Here is a 21,754-nt window from a genome sequence, read left to right as displayed (position 1 = left end):
CCCGTCCGTCACACCACCTATCCGCGCAGGTTGTCGGTGCATCGTTCCAAGGCAGGTCTCCTGGCTCATAGTCATCGTAAAAAACGTCTTCCCGTGTGTTTACACAGTGACATCGTGTCTTTTACTCCCATTTACAGTGGCGGGGACCGCGCTGGAATTTCACCAGCTTCCCTTTTAAGAAACCGCTATTCGCAGCTTCACCCAGATACGTTCATATGTATGTTTTCCGTCATGTTTCATTATACATGAAAAAAGAGAAAGGTTATTTTTTCAGAAAATTCAGCTTTATATAAAAATTATATGTTTATTATCTATGAAAAAGTGGAACATGTTTAGTAACGATAAAGAATGGAGGCGTTTATAGTGGGTCCCTTAACAGTAATTATTCTTTTTCTGATTATTATGGTCGTTGGATTCTTTTTCGTTTATTTTCTCCGTGACTCATTTGATTTCAGTGACTCGAACCGGATTGATAAATTTCCGGACAATAATGACAGCTATTTCAACCAAGATTCATCATATGAACAAAAATTGTAATGTGACCGCCTGTCTATTATGGACAGGTTTTTTTATTTGAAAGGAACAGAACATACTCTTAAAATTATTTTCCTATCCTGTTTCTACATCCAATATTATGGGAAAAGAAAAGAAAACAAATTTTTTGCAGGGGGAAACAGGATGAAACAAGTCATTGGGTTATTTGACAGTGAAATTGACGTCATTCGTAAAATAGAAGATTTGAAAGTGGAAGGTTTCGATCCGGCGCAAATGACAGTTCTTACGAAAGATGCGGATATTTATTTGACGATTCAAAACCGGACAAAAGCAAGCGTCGAAACAGCCGGTCCATCGATGAAAGAGAAAATAAAATCGATGTTTTTACGGGAAAAACCGGTGAAAGATTCATTAATTAAATTTGGGTTATCTGAAGAAGACGCAGAGAACTATCACAGGGAGTTCGCAAAAGAAAAAGTGCTGCTCGTCATAGACGAACAGCCTCCCGGTACCGTATAAATAATGCTTTTACGGCCGCCCCTTCTGCACCTGGAAATGTTGTATTTCCGAGTGCAGACAACGGCACAATTTCTTGAATAGAATTCGTGACAAATGCTTCATCAGCTGCATAAACATCTTCCGGATGGTACAATCCTTCTTCTACATTCATACCGGCTTCCCGCGCTATTTTCATGACAAATCGCCGTGTCACACCGGCCAGGATACCAGTCTCACGCGCTGGTGTATATAGCGTGTTTTGTTGCGTCCAAAAAATATTCGACACAACCCCTTCTGCTATATAACCGTTTTCCGTCAAAAATATCCCTTCAACTTTAGGATCATTTCCAACCTCACGCTTACCAAACATATTATTTAAATAATGATGCGACTTCAGACGATAACGGCCTTCTGGACTGTTCCGGCGCAGTGTTAACCATTCACCTTTTTTTTCAGCAAGAGATTCTGTCCCAGTAAGTGGTTTTTGAAAGACGATCATATTCGGATTTCGATAGGGCGTTGTCTGTAACCCAACTTCACCGTCACCCGCTGAAACGTTCAATCGAATATAAGCATTTTCCCATCCATTGGCGTCAAAAAGCATCGATAATATTTTTTCAACATTGCTTCGATTCAATTGCAGATCAATATTTAATTCCGTCAAGCTTTCATTCAGCCGGATAAGATGTTCATCCAATAAAAACGGTCTGCCATTATATGTACGGAACGTTTCAAAAACACCGATTCCGTATAAAAAGCCGTGATCATACGGAGAAATACGGACATCTTCGTTTTTAATGATTTCCCCATTTACGTACGTGTACATAACGCGCCTCCATATGTGGATATGAAATTTTGCAGCATCTCTTTCCCGCATTCGGTCATGATTGATTCGGGGTGAAACTGAACGGCTTCAACGGCAAATTCTTTATGACGGATCGCCATAATTTCACCTTCTTCCGTCCATGCAGATACGTCGAAGCAATCCGGTAACGTTTCTTTTTTGACTATGAGCGAATGATAGCGCGTCGCCCGAAATGGGTTTGGTAAATTTTTAAATACTGTTTGGCCGTCATGAAAAACGGGAGACGTTTTCCCGTGCATAAGCCGTTCCGCGCGAATGACATCACCGCCGAACGCCTGCGCAATCGACTGCTGACCAAGACAAACGCCAAACAACGGAATCTTGCCGGCGAATTTCTCAACCGCTTCCATGCTGATGCCCGCCTCGTCTGGCGTGCATGGTCCAGGAGATATCATAACAAAATCCGGATTCATGCCGGCAATTTGATCGGTTGTCACTTCATCATTGCGACGCACGACGAGTTCATGGCCAAGTTCACCGAGATATTGTACAAGATTGTATGTAAATGAATCGTAATTATCGATCATGAAAATCATTGTGCATCCTCCGCTAGTTCCATCGCTTTTAACATTGCCGCTGCTTTTTTAAGCGACTCTTTATACTCGTATTCCGGTTTAGAATCAATGACAATGCCGGCTCCTGCCTGCACATAGCCATATCCGTTTGCCGCAAGCATCGTCCGGATGACAATATTCAGCTCCATATCGCCGTTATAGCCAATCCAGCCGATCGATCCTGTGTAAATACCCCGTTGCACTGGTTCAAGCTCTTCAATAATTTCCATCGTCCTCACTTTAGGTGCACCGGTAATCGTGCCACCAGGGAAGACTGCGTCGATGACATCCGCATTCGTTTTACCTTCAGCGAGTTCGCCGCGCACGTTTGAGACGATGTGCATCACATGTGAGTATTTTTCAATGACCATAAATTCATTTACTTCAACCGTGCCATACCGGGACACACGGCCGAGATCATTTCGCTCTAAATCGACAAGCATCACATGTTCCGCCCGCTCTTTTTCATTGTTGATCAGTTCTGCTGCAAGCTGCTCATCTTCCATATCATCTTTTCCGCGAGAGCGTGTTCCAGCAATTGGGCGTGTCGAGAGCTTAGTACCATTTTTTTTCACGAGCAATTCCGGCGATCCTGACACAATTTGAAAATCAGGTGTTTGAATGTACGCCATATACGGCGATGGATTCAATTCACGCAGCTTTGCATAAACGGCAAGCGGCGGCACATCGAGTGCTTTCGACCGGCGCACTGATAAATTGACTTGGAATACATCTCCTGCCGCAATGTATTCACGCACTTGCTCAACAGCATGTTTAAACAGCTCTTCTGGAAACGATACGTCCGTACTGCCTTTCGATTTAGCTTGCGACCAATTATTGGTTGGTTCAGCCAAATCAAGCCAACTAGCGAATAATTCATCCAGTCCCTCATCCGTTTCACCCATTTTCATGACAAATAATTCGTTCGTTTCATGATCGAATGCCGCCCATTCATCAAACAGCAAAAACTGTACATCGGGAAGGTCAATGTCTTGCTTCGCTACCCTAGGGAGCACTTCAATGAACCGGACATAATCGTAACTGATCCAGCCCACCGCACCGCCTTGAAAGTCTGGGAGATCATCCCGTTTCGATATGTTTCGCTCGTTTAAAAGCTGGATCAACATATGAAGCGGGTTCCCTTTAAACAGCTTCTCTTGCCCTTTTTCTTGCAAAAGAAGTCCTTCAGTTGTAGACGTCGCAATAGCCGATGGCTTCATTCCTGCAAAGCTATAGCGTCCTCCGCGTCCGCTTTCAAGCAAGGCATGATGCGGTTCATTTTTCGTCAGTACTGTATATTGAGTGAAAAATTGATCTTTATTGTAGGTTGTTTTACGGTAAAAAATGTTCACGTGGTGCCACCTTTCACAATGTTCTACATTCATCATAATACGGGCGGCACTTGTTTGGGAATGGTTATTTTACAGCAATGAAGCGGTTAACAATAACAGGAAATTCAGCTATCATGAGTTCCGTCCAACCATTTAAAACAGCTTCACGCGCGTTCTGAGCCGTCAGCTGCTGAAATAAAATCGTCGTAAAGCCGACCGCTTTCAAACGCTCCCAGTAGCCTGGGAGTGTTTCCGCGTATGGAAAGTCGGAAGCGGGTGGAAGTGAGCTTGCTTCGGCGAAATCGACGACGAAACGGCCGCCTACCTTGAGCACATCGTATGCCTGTGCCGTCCACTGTGCTCCTTCTGCATATCCGTGAATCGACAGCGGAGCCGCGACTGTATCAAATTCATTTTGCTTTATTTGTGAAAAGATAGCTACGGGCAGGACAATCGCACCGGCATCTGAACATCGCGCCGTTAATGTTTCTGAGCCGCCGATAACCATGATTCGCTCTCCTTGTTGCGGTTGAATAGTATTGTATAAATTGCCTAATGTGATTTTCAACTCTTTTTCCTGTTTTATTTTTTCTGCGACTGCTATGGCAAGCCCTCCCTTTTAAAATATAAAAATCCCTCTTCCTGAGAATATGGAAGAGGGATTCGTCTATGTATTCCTCTTATCTCTCAGCCGTAACTGCAAGATTTAGCACCGTGCCTAAAAATAGGTCGGTTGCCGGGTGTCATCGGGCTTGTCCCTCCACCTGCTCTTGATAAGATGTATTAAATTGTCCGTTTATTATGTAAGATGGATTATGGCACGTTTCATTTTCTCTGTCAACCATGATACAATTTTCAAAAAGAAGCGGAGGCTAGGGAAATGAAAATAGCTTGTTTACAGATAGACATCGCCTTTGGTAATCCAGATTTGAATTATAAACGCGCGGCAGACTATTTGAAAAAAGCACATGAAGCAGGGTGTGAACTCGCGGTCTTGCCCGAGTTATGGACGACTGGTTACGACTTAACGCGGCTTGATGAGATCGCTGATACCGGTGCTTCGCGGACAAAAGCATTTTTGTCTGATGCAGCGAAAAAATATAGAATGCATATCGTTGGCGGTTCGATTGCAAATGACACGGATGACGGCGTGAAAAACACGATGATCATTGTGAATCATCACGGTGAGGTCGTAAAAGAGTATAGCAAATTGCATTTGTTCCGTTTGATGAACGAAGAAAAGTATTTGGCTGCGGGTGATACGGACGGACTGTTTGAATTGGACGGCGAAAAAATGGCCGGATTTATTTGCTATGACATTCGGTTCCCAGAGTGGTTCCGAAAGCACGTCTTAAATGGCGCACGTGTGTTGTTTGTACCGGCAGAGTGGCCCCTCGCTCGTGTCGATCATTGGCGCACATTGTTAATTGCCCGAGCAATTGAAAACCAGGCGTATGTCGTTGCGTGCAACCGTGTAGGCTCTGATCCAGATAATCAATTCGCCGGACATTCGATCATTGTTGGGCCGTGGGGCGAAGTGATTGCAGAAGCAGGTAAAGAGGAAGAAATGCTGATTGGTGAAATTGACTTTGATGCGATTGACGAAATTCGGAGCCGCATTCCGGTATTCGAAGACAGACTCGAGTCATTTTATTAATTGTTGAGCGCCCCGATCAGTGTCGGTGGCGCTTTTCTTATTGAATGATGATCACCCATACCGATTTCTGACCATTCATCTCATTTCATGACCACCCATATCGATAGATCAAAGGCTATAAACGCGACGTCTGTCGCAACACCTTTGTTAGTACATCCTGTACGTCAAAAAACCTATCCATCAGCTATGGACAGGTTTTCGGGTCTTACCCTTTCATTTCCACTCGTACGGCGTCTCCTGATAGACATAGTAGTTAAGCCAGTTGTAGTAGAGCAAATGCGCGTGCGAGCGCCATTTGTTTAGTGGGCGTTTTGATGCGTCGTTATCTGGAAAGTAGTTTTCTGGCATCGCGATATCGATACCTTTGGCACAGTCTCTCTCATATTCTTCTGCGAGCGTAGTCGCGTCATACTCCAAATGGCCAGTGATCATAATGTTTCGTGCGTCTTTTGACATCATGAGAAGCGGTCCGGCTTCCGGTGACGATGCGAGCAAAACCAAGTCTTCATTTGCTTCGATCGCTTCCTGACTCACATCTGTATAACGCGATACCGGCGAATAAAACTCGTCGTCAAAACCGCGTAACAATTTAATAGTCGGGTCAGTAATCGTATGTTTATATATACCAGAACATTTACCCGGTAGTTCATATTTATCAATGCCGTAATGATGATACAACGCTGCCTGGGCACCCCAGCAAATATGCAATGTCGATGTGACATTTGTTTTTGCCCAATTCATAATATCCTGTAATTCCGGCCAATAGTTAACCTTTTCAAAATCCATCAGCTCAACCGGTGCGCCTGTAATAATCAGTCCATCGTAGCGGCGGCTTTTCACTTCTTCTAGTGTCGTATAAAATTGCTCAAGATGTGATTTGCTTACGTTTTTTGACTCATATGTCGCTGTATATAAAAACGAAACATTTACTTGCAGCGGTGTATTGCCGAGCAATCGCAGCAAATGAGCTTCCGTTTTTTCTTTTTCCGGCATTAAGTTCAAAATAAGGATATTGAGCGGGCGGATATCCTGCATCCGAGCACGATCCGCGTCCATAATGAAAATATTCTCTTTTTCAAGAACCTCACGTGCCGGTAGCTGATATGGTATGTTAATTGGCATTTAGTTTCCCCCCTGGTTTACATTTTCATTAAATATAAGCGAAGACACCTGTTCATTGGAAATACACATTTGGATAACACGAAGACTAAAAGTACGACGTTAATCGTACTGCCTTCATAACTCACATCGCGAGGTCCTCGAACCAAGAGCGTCCTTAGCTAGACATTATAATAATTATAGGCACCTTTCCCGAAAAAAAACAACCGTTCCTAATTATTATTTTTTGATAATAATTAGGAACGGTTTTTGCTCATTATAATTTTAAATTTTTCAAAGCATCGGCAAGTGCTGTGTTAATCGGTTCATCCTTTTGCTGCTTTTTCAAGTATTGATTCACATCACGTTTGTTTGCTGCATTTCCGCTTTTTTGCTTACCCTTTTCAAACGCCTACAGTTTTTCTCGATAGCCGCGCTTACAGAAGAATAGCTTTCCTTCCCCTTCGCCGCGCATTTCCATCTTTTTATGACAATTCGGGCAGCGAGCATTCGTCAAACGGGCCAATTGCTTCCGATAACCGCATTCGCGATCCTAGCGTACAAGCCGTTTGCCGACAACCTCACAAACATCTCCTTTGCATAGTCTGACAATTCATCATCAAATACATTTCTTCTGTCTTTCACGACTAATACAAGGTGAAAATAAAATAAGAATACTGAGTGATTATTACTATCTAATTTCATTGATAAAACAACCTTTACTTATTATAAGACTGCTTATATCAAAACAAAAAATAAAAGACAAATATGTCTGCTAAATAGCAAGCATCTTCACATTTACCAACTTAAAACTATGGTATATTAGACGGTACATAGTCAGTAAAGGAGTTCGAAGAAATGGCAAAAAGTGTAGTAATCGCCGAGAAACCCTCAGTTGCACGCGATATTGCAAATGTATTGAAGTGTACGAAAAAAGGAAATGGATTTTTAGAGGGTGATAAATACATCGTTACGTGGGCATTAGGACATTTAGTTACGCTGGCAGATCCAGAGGCTTACGATAATAAATACAAAACATGGAATTTAGAAGATCTTCCAATGCTTCCAGAACGCATGAAATTAGTTGTAATGAAGCAAACTGGAAAACAATTTAATTCCGTTAAAAGTCAGCTCGTTCGAAGTGATGTTAACGAAATAATTGTGGCTACTGATGCAGGGAGAGAGGGAGAATTAGTCGCACGCTGGATTATTGAAAAAGCAAAAATAAATAAACCGATTAAGCGTTTATGGATTTCATCTGTAACTGATAAAGCAATAAAAGACGGCTTCGCAAACCTGAAACCTGGAAAAGCCTACGACAATTTATATTCATCGGCCGTGGCACGATCTGAAGCAGACTGGTATATCGGATTAAATGCAACACGTGCTCTAACAACACGTTTTAACGCGCAGTTAAACTGTGGACGTGTGCAGACACCAACAGTTGCGATTATTGCCCAACGTGAAGAAGAAATTAAGCATTTCAAAGCACAGACTTATTATGGCATTGAAGCACAGACATCAGAGAATTTAAAGCTGACATGGCAAGACGCAAAAGGCAATAGCCGTAGTTTCGAAAAAGAAAAAATCGATACCATTGTAAAAAAGCTTGGAAATCTTGATGCAGTAGTTACAGAAATTGATAAAAAGAAGAAAAAATCATTTGCACCTAGCCTTTATGATTTAACAGAGCTACAACGTGATGCGAATAAGATTTTTGGCTACTCAGCAAAAGAAACGTTAAATATTATGCAAAAACTGTATGAGCAGCACAAAGTATTAACATACCCTCGCACAGATTCACGCTATATCTCTTCAGACATCGTAGGAACGCTTTCAGAGCGTCTTAAAGCTTGCGGAGCTGGAGAATATCGTTCTTTGACTAACAAGATCTTAAGCAAGCCTATAAAAGCTTCTAAATCATTTGTCGATGACAGTAAAGTGTCAGATCACCACGCTATTATCCCAACAGAAGATTATGTGAATTTTTCAGCTTTTACAGATAAAGAGCGAAAAATTTATGACTTAGTAGTTAAACGGTTTTTAGCTGTGTTACTCCCAGCGTTTGAATATGAACAATTAACACTTCGTGCGAAAATCGGTAATGAGAACTTTGTTGCTAGAGGGAAAACCATTTTATCGAATGGTTGGAAAGAAGCATACGAAAATCGATTTGAGGATGACGACACAGAAAATGACTTGAAAGAACAAATTTTACCTAGCATCGAACAAGGCGATAAATTAGATGTAAAATTAATTATGCAAACCTCAGGTCAAACAAAGCCTCCTGCACGCTTTAATGAGGCGACATTACTTTCGGCAATGGAAAACCCTACAAAGTACATGGACACACAGAACAAACAGCTTGCAGCAACGTTAAAATCAACCGGTGGATTGGGTACTGTGGCAACGCGTGCTGACATTATTGAAAAGTTATTCAACTCGTTCTTAATTGAAAAACGTGGTAAAGATATTCATATTACGTCAAAAGGGCGTCAGCTACTTGATCTAGTTCCAGAAGAATTAAAATCCCCTATGTTAACAGCTGAATGGGAGCAAAAGCTTGAAGCTATTGCAAATGGAAAACTGAAAAAAGAAGTATTTATTTCCGAAATGAAAAATTATACAAAAAAAATCGTTGCTGACATTAAAGCGAGTGATAAGAAATACAAACATGACAATATTTCAACGAAATCTTGTCCGGACTGTGGAAAACCAATGCTTGAAGTAAACGGAAAAAAAGGCAAAATGCTTGTATGCCAAGATCGTGAATGTGGTCACCGCAAAAATGTCGCACGCATCACAAACGCTCGCTGCCCTCAATGCAAAAAGAAAATGGAACTTCGCGGTGAAGGTGCAGGTCAAATTTTCGCATGTAAATGTGGATATCGCGAGAAATTATCTGCCTTTGAAGCAAGACGTAAGAAAGAATCTGGCGGAAAAGTGGATAAACGTTCTGTGCAGAAATATTTAAAACAACAAGAGAAACAAGAAGAGCCTTTAAACAATGCACTAGCAGAAGCATTAAAAGGATTGAAATTTGATTAATTAAAATTAACCCCTTCGAATTAATAACATTCAAGGGGTTAATTGCTTTTAGTTATTAGTGGCAGCTAGCGCCTTTGATTGCTGCTGGACGTGGAAGATCCAACGCTGGATTTCCATCATAGAAACCATGCGGTTTCAACATGAATCCGATATAATGAGTTGGCATTACTGGCCAGTCTTCAGGACGTACAATATGATGAACGGCCATATTATACCAAACAACAATATCTTCATTTTCAATATTGCGGTTCTCTTTTACCCAATGATTTAGCGTATTTTCGCCTTTACCTTGGTTCGGGTATTTCCCAGAAGCATACATTTGATTACGATCAAATTTTGTAACGTGTAAATGTTTTTTAATAAATCCTGCACGTTTCACGATACTTGATTCATCATGTAAGAAAATTCTTGCATTTTCACCAGGTACAAGTTCAAAACCTACTGGCTCACCTACAAAGTTTTTCTTGTTAGGGTTAATGATCTTCCATGCTCTTGCTGTTTCTTGATTCATGTTACGTTGCGCTTCTAGTTCCGTTTGGAATGTTGTTACTTCCGGATAGAAAGCATTTAATTGTTTATTAGTTGCAAAATCAGGTTTTGATGCTACCGTGTTCAATTCTTGAACAGAGTTCTGTTGTCCGTCGATATTTACATCAATACGGTAGTTAAAGATATGTTGGTGGATTGGTGCGCCAATTTGTGGTGCAACCAATGATCCGTACTTCGGATTTTGGCCTTCTTCAAGCACACTAACATTCAAGATACCTGTTAATTTTGCTTCATGTTCAATTTTACCATCTGTATAGAAGTACCAGAAGAATCCGTAGTCATAGTTCGCTACTGTCGTGAAGAATGAAATTACTAAACGACGTGAACGGCGTACTTCTACATCATCTGTTCTCCAATCCGTATGTTTCCATGCAATTCCGTAATCTTCTTCATGAAGACAAATCGCATTTTTAATTCTATGAATATCACCATTACCTGTTGCCATAACGGCATCGAAGTAGTCGATATGACCGACACAGTCACAACCGCGCTCCAATGAGTTAGCTAATTGGCCGATTCCGTATTCACCAGCATCAAACGCACATTGCCAGTCATGAGCCGGATCTGTATCTCCGTAAGGAACAACCATTTCAGATAAAGCCGCACGGTATAGGATTGGGCGTTTTACCCCTTTATCATGATAATCTACTGTGTTAAGAACAAGACCTTCGCGTGCTGTGTAACCAATTCGAATATCCCATTTTTGCCATTTAATGTTATGTCCATTAATTTCATAGCTTGGGCCTTCTGGTTGTGTGATTTCTAACGGTTTTAAATCTGTCCGTACTTGGATATCTTTAGATTGCTCTGGTTTATATGGTGCAGCTGTTGGCGCAATCGGTCTTACTCCGTAGTCCTCAATGCGTACAATTTTCATTGTGCTTAAATCGACAACAGGCAGTAGACCTGAAAGTGGATATGCATACGCATTATCGCCTTCAAATTTTCTAACGAAGCATAGTGCCTTTGCAAGACGTTTTCCTTCATCTTCTTCAATACCGAAGTAACCAACAGACCAAGGATCGACCATAACTAGGCTTGGATCTGTAATGCCACGTTTTGCAAGCGCTTTATGGAAGTCAGGATGGTTTTTCACTGTTTCTTCAAGTTCAGAATACTCTTCAAAAAGGAATGAAGGTTGAACGCCTGGGATATGTGTCCATGAAACAACTTTTTCATTAGTAAGAGAGATAACAACTTCATACGTTTGGCTATCTGACGTATCTAAAACGATCATGAAAGCTTCACGTACAATATGGTCTCCTTCTTTGTAATTTAACACAACTGATTTTTCAGGCTCATACAAACCAACTTGCTCAAAACGAGCTGCATCCGTTAGTCCTTTTTCTTTTCTTGCAATTGCAACTGCTTTCGTAATTTCATCTGCTGTAAGCGGCTCTAATGGATGACCCACTTGCTTCAATGTTTCTTGAGTGCTCATGTAATATCCTCCCTTTTACTATAATTATAAAAAACGGCACAATGCTGAATTTTCAAATGACTTTAAGGTTCAATTCATTGGCACTACAACAGTTTAAACAACCCTGAAAAATTTATACAAAAAAAAAGCCGAGAAAAGTCCATGGCTTTTGCTATTTTCTAACCTAGCCATTCTTTCCAAAATCAAGTGAAGTTCATCCATCAACTATTTGGATTTGCTGCTTAAGACCAGATTCTACTAAGAAACTTTTCGCCTTTTTATATTTCTCCAATTATTTGTACTAGAACCTTAAATAGTATCACAGCTCCAATTAGCCAAATAAGAACATAAAAAGCATCATCAAAGACAATTCTATCTATTTTTATTTATGTACAATAAAAAAACTAGAGATATTATTGTTAAATCAAGGACAGAAAGGTTTTTAGGATTTAAGAGCACTAATTTTCATCGAGATAAGTCGCAGTCTGTTACGATGACGATCGTGCTCACGTCTTTTCTTGTCAACTGTGCTTTCACTGCATGGAATTGCTTGCTCGTCTGACGGATCACGACCGTTTTTAATTGGGATGGCATAAGCGGGAAGTAGCGATATTCTACGTTTTATACTGATCTCCGTAGCCGTCCGGATCCGCGTGCTTCACAAGATGCCCAAGTGCCCACGTAACAATATATTGATTTCCTTCTAAAAACCCCATTCCCTTTTTTGCTGCATCCGAGGACTCGGGCAATGTCGCGGGCAACAGATGGCTTTTCTGCCAGTATAACTGTTTTACTCATTCGAACAATCCTTTCTGCTTGCTGCTTTCGTTTATTATACGATACGTCACTTTGTTATCCTGAAATAACATCACGAAAAAGGACAAGTGTTATAACATAGATTAAAACGGGAAGTGAAGTACAAAGAAAAGGATTTATTGAGATTATTTGTAGTATGATTTACACAACAGGAACGGGGGGTTTCTTATGATTGCACAAAAGCGGGGGGATATTCCGTATTTACTCGGTCTTATTTTTTTCATTACAGCTATCGTTTATTTTTTCGCATCGAACTGGCCAGAATTTGACCGTCCGATGAAAATTGGCTTAAGTCTTGCTGTATTGCTGTTTTGTGCCGGTGCAGCACTCGTTTACAGACGAAGCAAAACATTTCCTTACCTTGGCAACTGGTGGTTGTTTTTATCAGTCATTGCGTTTGCTGTGGCCGTCGCGCTCGTCGGACAAATGTACAATTCACATGCAGATTCGTATGTACTTTTCATCGTTACACTCATACCGACCATCATTTTAGCGTTGCTTACACGCTATCGTCCGCTTTACTGGCTGTCTTTCTTATTATTTGAATTGACACTATGGATGAAATTGTACCCAACCGGAACGTTTGTGACGTATACAACAGGCGAGCAGCTCCTTTTGTATAGCGGATTGATCGCTCTGCATATTGGAATTTATTTTTTCTGGTTGAAAATGCACGAACAAAAGTTGTCTTTTTTATCACTCATTGTGTCGCAATACTGTGCACTTTATTTACTCATTCCACATTCCATTTATGACTTATTTACAGATGATGTGGAATACACCTTTATATTTATGCTGCTTCACGTACTATACATTGCGTTTATCATTTTTTTCTGGAAATCCTTTATGAAAGTACGTAAGCATCACCCGTTTGAACTTGCGGTCCATCTGTTATTTTTCGGCCTCTATGTCGTGTGGAACGTCTTTTATATATGGTTCAGCATTATGGGAGAATACATTTTTTACGCAGGGCTCCCAATGTTATTTATCCTGTTCGCCTTCAGCATTTTCGTTTTAAGAAAACTAAAAACATCTTCTGAAACGAGCGACCGGAAATGGAGTCGCTATACCATATCGCTATTAACCGGCGTTCTCGCATTTATTGGGACAATTATTGCTGTTTCGTCACTTAGTTCCTTTATTGCACTCATCTTTGGTTTCAGTGGAGACATGTCAAACAGCTTTCTCTTTCTTTCTGTTCTTTGTATCGGTTCAGGGCTTGCCGTTCGAAAAGATTCTTGGCTTGTTGTTCGGATGACATTGCAAATTACTGGACTTGTCTTCGCTTTCTTGTTTGTTAGATTTACATCGGGGACAACGTGGCCGGCATTTTTAATCGTAGTACCGTTTATCGTATTAACAATTCTTTTATTTAAGAAAAAAGAAGCCATTTTGTACTATCTCGCCGCTAACAGTGCCCTTTTATACGGGATATTCCAGTTGCTTATGGTAAATGGAGTAGACTTTTCAGTAAGCACGTGGGTTTTATTCGCCGCTGGTGTTTTGAATGCCTGTTTGTTTTTTATCTTAAAAGAGCAGCCGGTCGGACTTGCCGCTTTCTGGCTATCGATCACATTTATGCTTTACTCTTTAACAGAAGAAGGCTGGGACTCATTATTGCTTCATCTCGTCTTTCTGGCGTATATTTGCTGGCATTTATTCCGTCCAATTCTTGAAACGAGATTTTACCGGTGGGCAGCCTGGGCGGCATTTATCGGTTTCATCATCTGGAAATATTACGAATACGCATGGCTTCTTCTCCACAAATCACTTACATTCTTTCTTATTAGCGTAATCTTTTTTGCCATCTGGTATGTGTGGGGACGAAAGCATACCGTAGCTGTTGAAGTGCAGAAATGGAGTATCGGCGCATTTGTGGCTGTTATCGCTATTCAATCTGGTTTCTTATTATTCACTGCTTGGCAAAAAGAGCAGCTCCTTCAAAATGGGGAAATAGTCGCACTTGAACTTGCACCGATTGATCCACGTTCGATGCTTCAGGGAGATTATGTACAATTGAACTATGAAATCCAGACAAACTATCGTGAACATTACTATGAGGATACGTCTACTCTCCCAGATGGAAAAGTAAATGTTTTGCTGGAGAAATCAGCCGAAACGATTGATTATAACGGTAAAATCATTCCCGTCTATACAGCATCGAGCTTTGCACATGCCGGAACAGGAGAGGGATTGAAGATGAAAGGAAAAGCCCGTGCTGGAACGTTGACACTCGGTATTGAGCATTTCTTTATCCCCGAAAACTCGGGTGCCGAATGGGAAGAAAAAACACATGCGATTGTCCGTGTTGCTGAAAATGGCGATGCGATTTTAGAAACGTTAGAATAATGGCTTTATACTCTTTTAAAAGTAAACAATGCACTCTCTCGAAAACCGTTGATTAAATATTCTAAAGTGCTCACAGATGATGGTTACGTCTGTGGGCTTTTTTCATTGTCAAAATTTTCACATATCCTGTATCTTTCTTCCCTGTTTTTATGGTATAACTGTAAAATGATAACGTTTTCAACAAGGAGGATTCACATGAGAAAAACAGTCACATGGCAGCTTGGAACAATTATTATTGGCATTATTATTACGATGCTTCTTATTACATCTGTCGCTACATATAAAACGGCATACGATAAGTTATATGAAGCAGCAGGTATTGAAGCGTATGGATGTGCCAATATTACAACCGGTTTAATCGCACCGGAAGACATAGAATCCATTTTATCTGGTGATCGAAAAGCGATGAATAAGGTCGGCTTACAGCTAAATTGGACGACAGAACATAAATCCATATTCGAGACACAATATATTGTCGATTTTGATGGAAAACTGCTAGCACTCGATGATCATTTACGTAAAAAAGGCTTCGAACCGGGCGATTCTTTTTATATTGATCAGGAAGCGATCGATATGTTAGTTGAAATGGGCCACCCGACATACTCAGAAATTTACGAATATGATGGCATGGATCGCTTATCCGGCTATGCTCCGATCTATTTGAATAATGAAATTGTCGCGGTCAGCGTCATTGATTTTGATGCTTCGATTGTAGCCGATCGGACATGGGGTGTAGTGAAAGATGGTATTTTAATCAGTTTAATTCCGATGATTTTGGCGTCCATTGTGACGATTATACTTATCCGTCGCAAAACAAAGCCGATTTCAGCGCTCATTACACAGGCAAAAGAAATTGCAGATGGCAATTTGTCAGTTGAAAACACACATAATAAAAGCAACGATGAAATTGGCGATCTTGCCCGCACATTAAACTTAATGGCCGCTAATTTGAAACATATGATTGGTACGCTGAAAACAACATCCGATCAATTAACACGCAACTCATTTGAAACAGCCGAATCTTTGAATGAAATGAAAGTATCTGTTCAGCAAGTATCTTCTAACATGGGTGAAGTCGCATCCTCTATTTCGGACGGCACGATGAACGCTGAACAATCTACCTATATTTTAGATGAGCTTGCAAGCTTAATTCAAACCGCGAAACAAAAAGCAGATACGAGTGTTGATAACTCGAAAAAGACGATAGCGACTGCAGAAGAAGGCCGCAGCCGTGTGGATGACATTAGCCGTGATATGAACAAAATTAGAACGTCTTCCATCGAAACCGGACAGACCATTCAACAATTGAACGAATCTACTGCGAAAATTAATCGTATCGCTGGCACAATTGCTGGTATTGCCGGACAAACAAATTTGCTTGCGCTGAACGCCTCTATCGAAGCGGCCCGCGCTGGTGATCATGGAAAAGGATTTGCCGTTGTCGCAGAAGAAGTACGCAAGCTTGCGGAACAATCGAACGAAGAAGTATTACAAGTTGAAAAATTAGTCAAAGATATTACGGGCAACATTCAGCACGTCGTCGTGTCTATGAACGAAAGCACTAACCTCGTTGAAGAAGGTAACAAAACGGTTCAATTTACATCTCAGTCGCTTACAGATATTCTGACAGCCGTCTCAAACACAGCTGAAGAAATTAGCGAAGTGTCCACTTTGACCAATGAAGAAGCAGCCAAATCGGACCGCATCGTTGAATTGATTACACACCTAGCCGAATCGATTCGTGAAATTGAAGTAACGACTGTTAATGTATCAGCTGCTGCCCAACAAACCTCTTCAGCTATTGAAGAAGTCGCCGATCGCTCGACCGAAATGAGTAAAGTGGCTCGGGAACTGAATGAGATTGTCGGACAATTTAACGTTTAATACCGCTTTATGGCGGTTTCTCATATTTAATTATTAGCATTATCCACATATAGGAACGCTATGTTGCCGTCCTAATAAAAAAGAGCCACGAAACATCGCGGCTCTTTTTCGTTTATTCATTTACCAGTTGTTCTTCCGGTTTTGCTTTCACTTTTTTCGCTTCAATAGCATGAATGTGGTGGCCGTCGGCGTCGCGGATAATAAATTCATATCCGTCCTGCTCAATCGAATCACCGAGCTTCACATCAATGTTTTCTGTGAGCGCCCAGCCGCCTAACGTATCGACTTCTTCATCCGACAAATGAGTACCAAGCAAGTCATTTACTTCTGAAATTAATACACGTGCATTCAGGAGATAATGTTTTTCTCCCAGTTTTTGTATTTCTGGCTTTTCATCCGCATCAAATTCATCGCGAATTTCACCCACAATTTCTTCTAAAATATCTTCAACGGTTACAAGTCCTGACGTACCGCCATATTCATCCATTAAAACTGCCATATGAATGCGCTCTTTTTGCATTTTTAACAGCAAATCATGAATCGGAATCGTTTCAATCACACGAATGACCGGCTTTACAAACTCTTCAAGCGGCCGACTCCGATCGCTGTCACGGTTTAAATAATATGATAGTAGTTCTTTCATGTTGACCATACCGAGAATGTTATCTTTATCACCATCATCGACTGGATAACGCGTATATTTTTCAATCTGAATGATCGATGTAATTTCATCCCATGTTAAATCTTTTGACAATGTGATCATATCCGTACGTGGTACCATAATTTCTTTAGCCACACGCTCGTCAAATTCAAAAATACGATCGACATATTTATATTCAGACTGATTAATTTCACCACTTTTAAAACTTTCCGACAAAATGATGCGCAGCTCTTCTTCAGAGTGTGCCATTTCGTGTTCAGACGCCTGTTTCAAGCCAAAAAGACCGACTAAGCCACGAGCTGAACCGTTCAACAATTTAATGACTGGGTACATGATTTTATCAAAAACAATGATGATCGGCGAGAATGTTAATGTGACCCATTCCGCTTTTTGAATCGCGACTGTTTTCGGTGCCAGTTCCCCGACAACAACGTGTAAAAACGTCACAAGGGAAAAGGCGATAAAAAATGATAAAACACTTGAAACAGATGATGCGAGTTCAAACCGTTCAAACACCGGATGCAAAATTTTCTCGATGGTCGGTTCCCCGAGCCACCCGAGTCCGAGTGCTGTAATCGTGATACCAAGCTGACAGGCGGACAAGTATTCATCTAGGTTTGATGTTACTTTTTGTGCTGCAATTGCCCGCTTGTTCCCTTCTTCAACGAGCTGATTAATACGCGACGGACGCACGCGGATGATGGCAAATTCCGTTGCAACGAAAAAGCCGGTCAGCACGATGAGCAGGGCAAATAACAATATATTGACTAATATCAAAATGTGGAAAAAACAGACAAGCTGTTTTTTCCCCTCACCTCCCGGGGTAAAAAATAACTTGTATTTCTATACCCGTATTTTTATTTATCATAACAAACTCTTGACATCTTTTTAAAGTGATTCATCTTCTTTCTTAATAATATGCATTCCATCAAGTGCATTCGCATAATGAACAGCGTGTTTCAGTGTTGCAAAACACTTTAAATCTTTTAAATAAATGCCTTTTGACGCCATTTCCATACCGAGTTCCGGAGAAATACCTGCAACCATCGGTACCGCACCGATTAATTGGATGGATTGCGTCAATTTTTCAAGTGTACTTAGAATAAGGGAGTCCATCGCATTAATACCCGTGACATCTAAAATAAGCATTTTTGCTTTATGATCCACAATAGCTTGCAATACTTTTTCAATTAAGTCATCGGACCGTTCTTGATCAAACCGGCCCATAATCGGTGTAACGAGAATACCGTCCAGAACGGGAATAACAGGTGAAGACAATTCACGAATCATCGTTTTCAGTTCTATCGTCCGATTTTCCACCATCGCTTCCAGCTGCACAATCGTCTGCTGCTCCTGCGACTGAATGTACTCACGAATGTTTTCATTCGGTGTCACTGGAGACGGGAACAGTTCGATTTCTTTATACGAACCGGCTTCAGATATAGTATAATCGGTAATTTTATACCACATTGTCTCTCCAAACAGCCCCGTAAAGATACCCGCCCAATGACCACCGATAAAGGTGCCAGGCTCTTGCTTTCCCTGTGCTTGAACGACTTTACTTTCCCAATCATTACGAATGGATAGTGTAGCACGCCGTTCTTCTAAACAGAGGCTTTTGTACTCCATTGCTCCCCAACCCGTAGCGGTGTAAACATTAGGCAACGATTCAAGCACTTCTCGCATACTCTTACCGTCCTTTGCATAGAAGCTGCTCATAATTTTCCCTGACCGGTAACCTGCTGTCTCAAGTACTACCCGGACAGATTCGACACCTGTCACTTCTTCAATCGTGTCGATGAACGTTTTTAGTTCTGACTTTGTCCAAAATAAAACAACGTCCTCATCATCAAATTGAAATAGACCCTCGTCTAAATTCCAATGGAAATTGGTGTTCTCTATTTTCTTGTTATATGCCCGTTCTTTCAAAAGAATCCCTCCTGATTTTCCTTATAAAACCTATTTTACATTGACTACTCGCCGTTCACCAGTTTTCCTCCGCTTTTTTAAGCAAAATGATATAATAATAAGAAAAAGAACGCGAGGTTTTTGACAACAATGAGTATTTTATCAGTAAGCCGCTTAAGCCATGGTTTCGGCGACCGTGTAATTTTTAATGATGTTTCTTTCCGCCTATTAAAGGGTGAACATATCGGCCTTATCGGCGCGAATGGTGAAGGCAAATCAACGTTTATGAACATTATTACCGGCGAATTGCAGCCGGATGAAGGTAAAGTTGAATGGTCGAAAAATGTCCGTGTCGGCTATCTTGATCAGCATGCAGTATTAATGCAAGGCATGACAGTTCGCGACGTGCTCCGGACGGCGTTTCAATATTTGTTTGATATCGAAACGGAAATGAATGAACTGTTTGGGAAAATGGGAGATGTTTCACCAGAAGAACTGGAGACATTGCTTGAAGAAACGGGTACGATGCAAGACATTCTTACAAATAATGACTTTTACATTATCGATGCAAAAATTGAAGAAACAGCGCGTGGTCTCGGTCTCGATGACATTGGCCTTGATCGTGATGTTCATGACTTGAGCGGTGGACAGCGGACGAAAGTATTGCTCGCAAAGTTACTCCTTGAAAAGCCGGACATTTTACTTTTGGATGAGCCGACAAACTATTTGGACGAACAGCACATTGTATGGCTGAAGCGTTACTTACAAGAATATGAAAATGCCTTTGTGCTCATTTCGCACGATGTTCCATTTTTAAATAGTGTCGTCAATTTAATTTATCATATGGAAAATCAAGAACTGAATCGCTACGCCAGTACGTATGATGAATTTTTGAGAGTACATGAAATGAAAAAACAACAACTTGAAGCAGCATTTAAAAAGCAACAGCAGGAAATTGCCGGCTTAAAAGATTTCGTTGCCCGTAATAAAGCGCGTGCTTCAACGAGTAATATGGCGATGTCCCGCCAGAAAAAACTTGATAAAATGGATGTTATTGAATTGGCGTCTGAACGCCCGAAACCGGAATTCCGTTTTAAAGAAGGACGGACACCAAGTAAACTTATTTTTGAAGCACGCGACCTTGTGATTGGATATGATGAGCCACTTTCTAGCCCACTGAACTTGCGCATGGATCGCGGACAAAAAATTGCTCTAACCGGTGCAAATGGGATCGGGAAAACGACGCTTCTGAAAAGTCTGCTCGGTGAAATCACCCCGGTTTCTGGCCAAGTAGAACGCGGTGAAAACCTTTTGATCGGCTACTTCCAGCAAGAAATTAAAACGAGTAACAACAACACATGTATTGAAGAAATGTGGACCGAATTCCCATCATTTACGCAATATGAAATTCGTTCATCACTTGCTAAATGTGGATTAACGACGAAACATATTGAAAGTAAAGTTGCTGTGTTAAGCGGCGGTGAAAAAGCAAAAGTTCGTCTGTGTAAATTAATTAATCAGGAGTCCAACGTTCTCGTTCTCGATGAGCCGACCAATCACCTTGACGTCGATGCAAAAGAAGAGTTGAAGCGAGCGCTGAAGGCCTTTAAAGGAAGCATCCTCCTTATTTCACATGAACCTGAATTTTATCAAGACATTGTGACAGACATTTGGAACGGCGAATCATGGACGACGAAGGTATTTTGATGATGAAAAAACGGTATGCATTGTCGTGGAGCGGCGGCAAAGACTGCACGATGGCGCTTCACTTGTTAAGAAATCAGGGTATAGATGTTGTCTGTCTCATCACGACAGCACCGATTGAAACAGGCCGCACATTCGGACATGATGAAAAAATGGAATTGATCGAAGCACAAAGTAAGTCACTTAATATCCCGGTTCACTTTATTCGATGCCGATACAATCATTATACAGATGATTTTATTGCTGATTTGAAACGGTTGAAAGATAAATTTACGCTTGTTGGCATCGCGTTTGGTGATATTTATCTCGATGGTCATATTGAATGGGGAGAAAAAACGGCAGCAGCAGCCGGTGTTAAATCCATATTTCCACTCCAAAGCAAAAAATCAGAAAGTGCACGGATGCTGGAGCGATTTATAGATACTGGCTATAAAGCAATGATCATTCGTGTGCGGCGCGATATGATGGATGCTACGTTTCTTGGCCGAGTGTTAGATGAGTCATTCGCAGAGGATATTTTAAAAACGGATTGCTGTCCATTGGGCGAAAATGGCGAGTTTCATACATTTGTGTATGACGGTCCTCTTTTTAAAACACCGATCGCTCTAAAAACAGGCGATGTAATCGAATTCGATACATCATTCCGTCTTGACATAGAGTTGTTGAAAAGCAACAAGATGCAGTAAAGTTTCATTTATTGTACAATAAATGGGATTTAAAAAGCGTTTACGTCATAAACGCTTTAAGGAGGTGGAAGAATGGTAAATGTGACTGGTTTGCCACAATCTGCAGCGTCTCATGCAAAGCCTGATATTGGAAAGGCGATACTTTGCATGGGGTGAACGTTTATCTAAAATCGCCCAAATAAGCATAGATCATTTCTAATATCATTGGCTTTGCACCTTATTTTCATTTTC

Annotated in this window: 16 protein-coding genes, 3 pseudogenes and 2 riboswitches; of the genes and pseudogenes, 8 read left to right on the top strand and 11 right to left on the bottom strand. The window is 41.0% G+C overall.

All coding sequences use genetic code 11. The annotated features are described in order from the left end of the window. Window positions 1–33: 33 nt before the first annotated feature. Window positions 34–220, bottom strand: a riboswitch (cobalamin riboswitch). Window positions 221–363: 143 nt separating this feature from the next. Further along, the gene (locus A3M5_RS25595; RefSeq protein WP_018395590.1) at window positions 364–537 is read left to right on the top strand and encodes a hypothetical protein; all 174 of its coding nucleotides are present in this window, start codon (window positions 364–366) and stop codon (window positions 535–537) included. A gap of 141 nt (window positions 538–678) precedes the next feature. Beyond that, on the top strand, window positions 679–1,014 hold the full coding sequence (locus tag A3M5_RS0120220) for a YflT domain-containing protein (protein WP_018395589.1): 336 nt from the start codon (window positions 679–681) through the stop codon (window positions 1,012–1,014). Here A3M5_RS0120220 and pabC read toward each other — a convergent pair. From pabC to A3M5_RS0120200, 4 genes are all read right to left on the bottom strand, one after another. Continuing rightward, window positions 983–1,819 (bottom strand): aminodeoxychorismate lyase, encoded by an 837-nt coding sequence (gene pabC / locus A3M5_RS0120215; protein WP_018395588.1) that lies wholly within the window; start codon window positions 1,817–1,819, stop codon window positions 983–985. The genes A3M5_RS0120220 and pabC overlap by 32 nt on opposite strands. Further along, a complete protein-coding gene (gene pabA, locus A3M5_RS0120210) occupies window positions 1,804–2,394 on the bottom strand; it encodes an aminodeoxychorismate/anthranilate synthase component II (protein WP_018395587.1) in 591 nt (196 codons plus the stop codon). The genes pabC and pabA overlap by 16 nt, the downstream gene beginning before the upstream one ends. Continuing rightward, window positions 2,391–3,764 carry an anthranilate synthase component I family protein gene (locus tag A3M5_RS0120205; protein ID WP_018395586.1) on the bottom strand — a complete coding sequence of 458 codons (1,374 nt, stop codon included), beginning with the start codon at window positions 3,762–3,764 and terminating at the stop codon, window positions 2,391–2,393. Before A3M5_RS0120205 ends, pabA begins: the two co-directional genes overlap by 4 nt. 64 nt (window positions 3,765–3,828) lie before the next feature. Continuing rightward, window positions 3,829–4,251: a hypothetical protein gene (locus tag A3M5_RS0120200; RefSeq protein ID WP_018395585.1), complete on the bottom strand. Its 423-nt coding sequence runs from the start codon at window positions 4,249–4,251 to the stop codon at window positions 3,829–3,831. A 169-nt stretch (window positions 4,252–4,420) separates the two neighbouring features. Next, window positions 4,421–4,523, bottom strand: a riboswitch (SAM riboswitch). A gap of 100 nt (window positions 4,524–4,623) precedes the next feature. On the opposite strand from A3M5_RS0120200, the gene A3M5_RS0120195 reads away from it, so the two are divergent. Further along, entirely contained in the window at window positions 4,624–5,400 is a 777-nt protein-coding gene (locus tag A3M5_RS0120195; protein WP_018395584.1) for a carbon-nitrogen family hydrolase, read from the top strand. A 213-nt stretch (window positions 5,401–5,613) separates the two neighbouring features. Here A3M5_RS0120195 and metA read toward each other — a convergent pair whose 3' ends face one another. The 3 genes and pseudogenes from metA to A3M5_RS23370 all read right to left on the bottom strand — a co-directional run. Then, window positions 5,614–6,522, bottom strand: a complete 909-nt coding sequence (gene metA, locus A3M5_RS0120190; protein WP_018395583.1) for a homoserine O-acetyltransferase MetA — start codon at window positions 6,520–6,522, stop codon at window positions 5,614–5,616. Window positions 6,523–6,775: 253 nt separating this feature from the next. Next, window positions 6,776–7,051 (bottom strand): annotated as a pseudogene (locus tag A3M5_RS26255) (DNA topoisomerase III); the annotation flags it as partial. Between the two features lie 14 nt (window positions 7,052–7,065). Beyond that, a pseudogene (locus tag A3M5_RS23370) lies at window positions 7,066–7,203 on the bottom strand (transposase); the annotation flags it as partial. A gap of 153 nt (window positions 7,204–7,356) precedes the next feature. Here A3M5_RS23370 and A3M5_RS0120180 point away from each other — a divergent pair. Next, on the top strand, window positions 7,357–9,546 hold the full coding sequence (locus tag A3M5_RS0120180) for a DNA topoisomerase III (protein WP_018395581.1): 2,190 nt from the start codon (window positions 7,357–7,359) through the stop codon (window positions 9,544–9,546). A gap of 55 nt (window positions 9,547–9,601) precedes the next feature. Here the strand turns inward: A3M5_RS0120180 and A3M5_RS0120175 are convergent, their stop codons facing one another. Together A3M5_RS0120175 and A3M5_RS26250 are read right to left on the bottom strand one after the other, a co-directional pair. Continuing rightward, a complete protein-coding gene (locus tag A3M5_RS0120175) occupies window positions 9,602–11,536 on the bottom strand; it encodes a primary-amine oxidase (RefSeq protein ID WP_018395580.1) in 1,935 nt (644 codons plus the stop codon). 462 nt (window positions 11,537–11,998) lie between these two features. Beyond that, a pseudogene (locus tag A3M5_RS26250) lies at window positions 11,999–12,313 on the bottom strand (toprim domain-containing protein); the annotation flags it as partial. A 186-nt stretch (window positions 12,314–12,499) separates the two neighbouring features. Here A3M5_RS26250 and A3M5_RS0120165 point away from each other — a divergent pair. Beyond that, the gene (locus A3M5_RS0120165) at window positions 12,500–14,680 is read left to right on the top strand and encodes a GDYXXLXY domain-containing protein (protein WP_018395579.1); all 2,181 of its coding nucleotides are present in this window, start codon (window positions 12,500–12,502) and stop codon (window positions 14,678–14,680) included. A 195-nt stretch (window positions 14,681–14,875) separates the two neighbouring features. Further along, the gene (locus A3M5_RS0120160) at window positions 14,876–16,564 is read left to right on the top strand and encodes a methyl-accepting chemotaxis protein (RefSeq protein WP_018395578.1); all 1,689 of its coding nucleotides are present in this window, start codon (window positions 14,876–14,878) and stop codon (window positions 16,562–16,564) included. A gap of 112 nt (window positions 16,565–16,676) precedes the next feature. Here A3M5_RS0120160 and A3M5_RS0120155 read toward each other — a convergent pair whose 3' ends face one another. Beyond that, window positions 16,677–18,002, bottom strand: a complete 1,326-nt coding sequence (locus A3M5_RS0120155) for a hemolysin family protein (protein WP_018395577.1) — start codon at window positions 18,000–18,002, stop codon at window positions 16,677–16,679. Between the two features lie 111 nt (window positions 18,003–18,113). Further along, complete coding sequence (locus A3M5_RS23365; protein WP_018395576.1) at window positions 18,114–19,154, bottom strand: STAS domain-containing protein; 1,041 nt, start codon at window positions 19,152–19,154, stop codon at window positions 18,114–18,116. A gap of 129 nt (window positions 19,155–19,283) precedes the next feature. Between A3M5_RS23365 and A3M5_RS0120145 the strand changes: the two genes are divergently transcribed. Both A3M5_RS0120145 and A3M5_RS0120140 read left to right on the top strand, forming a co-directional pair. After that, complete coding sequence (locus A3M5_RS0120145) at window positions 19,284–20,840, top strand: ABC-F family ATP-binding cassette domain-containing protein (protein ID WP_018395575.1); 1,557 nt, start codon at window positions 19,284–19,286, stop codon at window positions 20,838–20,840. Next, window positions 20,840–21,523 carry a Dph6-related ATP pyrophosphatase gene (locus tag A3M5_RS0120140; protein WP_332455477.1) on the top strand — a complete coding sequence of 228 codons (684 nt, stop codon included), beginning with the start codon at window positions 20,840–20,842 and terminating at the stop codon, window positions 21,521–21,523. Before A3M5_RS0120145 ends, A3M5_RS0120140 begins: the two co-directional genes overlap by 1 nt. Window positions 21,524–21,754: the final 231 nt, after the last annotated feature.

This window comes from Bacillus sp. 37MA (assembly GCF_000372765.1).
In the GTDB taxonomy this organism is placed as follows: Bacteria; Bacillota; Bacilli; order Bacillales; family Domibacillaceae; genus Domibacillus; species Domibacillus aminovorans.
Note: the sequence above shows the minus strand (reverse complement) of the source record. Positions and strands in the feature narration are given on the sequence as shown.

What these genes read in the sequence shown, in the direction of transcription:
- A3M5_RS0120220 (WP_018395589.1), top strand. Translation starts at nt 679, where the DNA reads ATGAAACAAGTCATTGGGTTATTTGACAGTGAAATTGACGTCATTCGT.
- pabC (WP_018395588.1), bottom strand. Translation starts at nt 1,819, where the DNA reads ATGTACACGTACGTAAATGGGGAAATCATTAAAAACGAAGATGTCCGT.
- pabA (WP_018395587.1), bottom strand. Translation starts at nt 2,394, where the DNA reads ATGATTTTCATGATCGATAATTACGATTCATTTACATACAATCTTGTA.
- A3M5_RS0120200 (WP_018395585.1), bottom strand. Translation starts at nt 4,251, where the DNA reads ATGGTTATCGGCGGCTCAGAAACATTAACGGCGCGATGTTCAGATGCC.
- A3M5_RS0120195 (WP_018395584.1), top strand. Translation starts at nt 4,624, where the DNA reads ATGAAAATAGCTTGTTTACAGATAGACATCGCCTTTGGTAATCCAGAT.
- metA (WP_018395583.1), bottom strand. Translation starts at nt 6,522, where the DNA reads ATGCCAATTAACATACCATATCAGCTACCGGCACGTGAGGTTCTTGAA.
- A3M5_RS0120180 (WP_018395581.1), top strand. Translation starts at nt 7,357, where the DNA reads ATGGCAAAAAGTGTAGTAATCGCCGAGAAACCCTCAGTTGCACGCGAT.
- A3M5_RS0120175 (WP_018395580.1), bottom strand. Translation starts at nt 11,536, where the DNA reads ATGAGCACTCAAGAAACATTGAAGCAAGTGGGTCATCCATTAGAGCCG.
- A3M5_RS0120165 (WP_018395579.1), top strand. Translation starts at nt 12,500, where the DNA reads ATGATTGCACAAAAGCGGGGGGATATTCCGTATTTACTCGGTCTTATT.
- A3M5_RS0120160 (WP_018395578.1), top strand. Translation starts at nt 14,876, where the DNA reads ATGAGAAAAACAGTCACATGGCAGCTTGGAACAATTATTATTGGCATT.
- A3M5_RS0120145 (WP_018395575.1), top strand. Translation starts at nt 19,284, where the DNA reads ATGAGTATTTTATCAGTAAGCCGCTTAAGCCATGGTTTCGGCGACCGT.
- A3M5_RS0120140 (WP_332455477.1), top strand. Translation starts at nt 20,840, where the DNA reads ATGATGAAAAAACGGTATGCATTGTCGTGGAGCGGCGGCAAAGACTGC.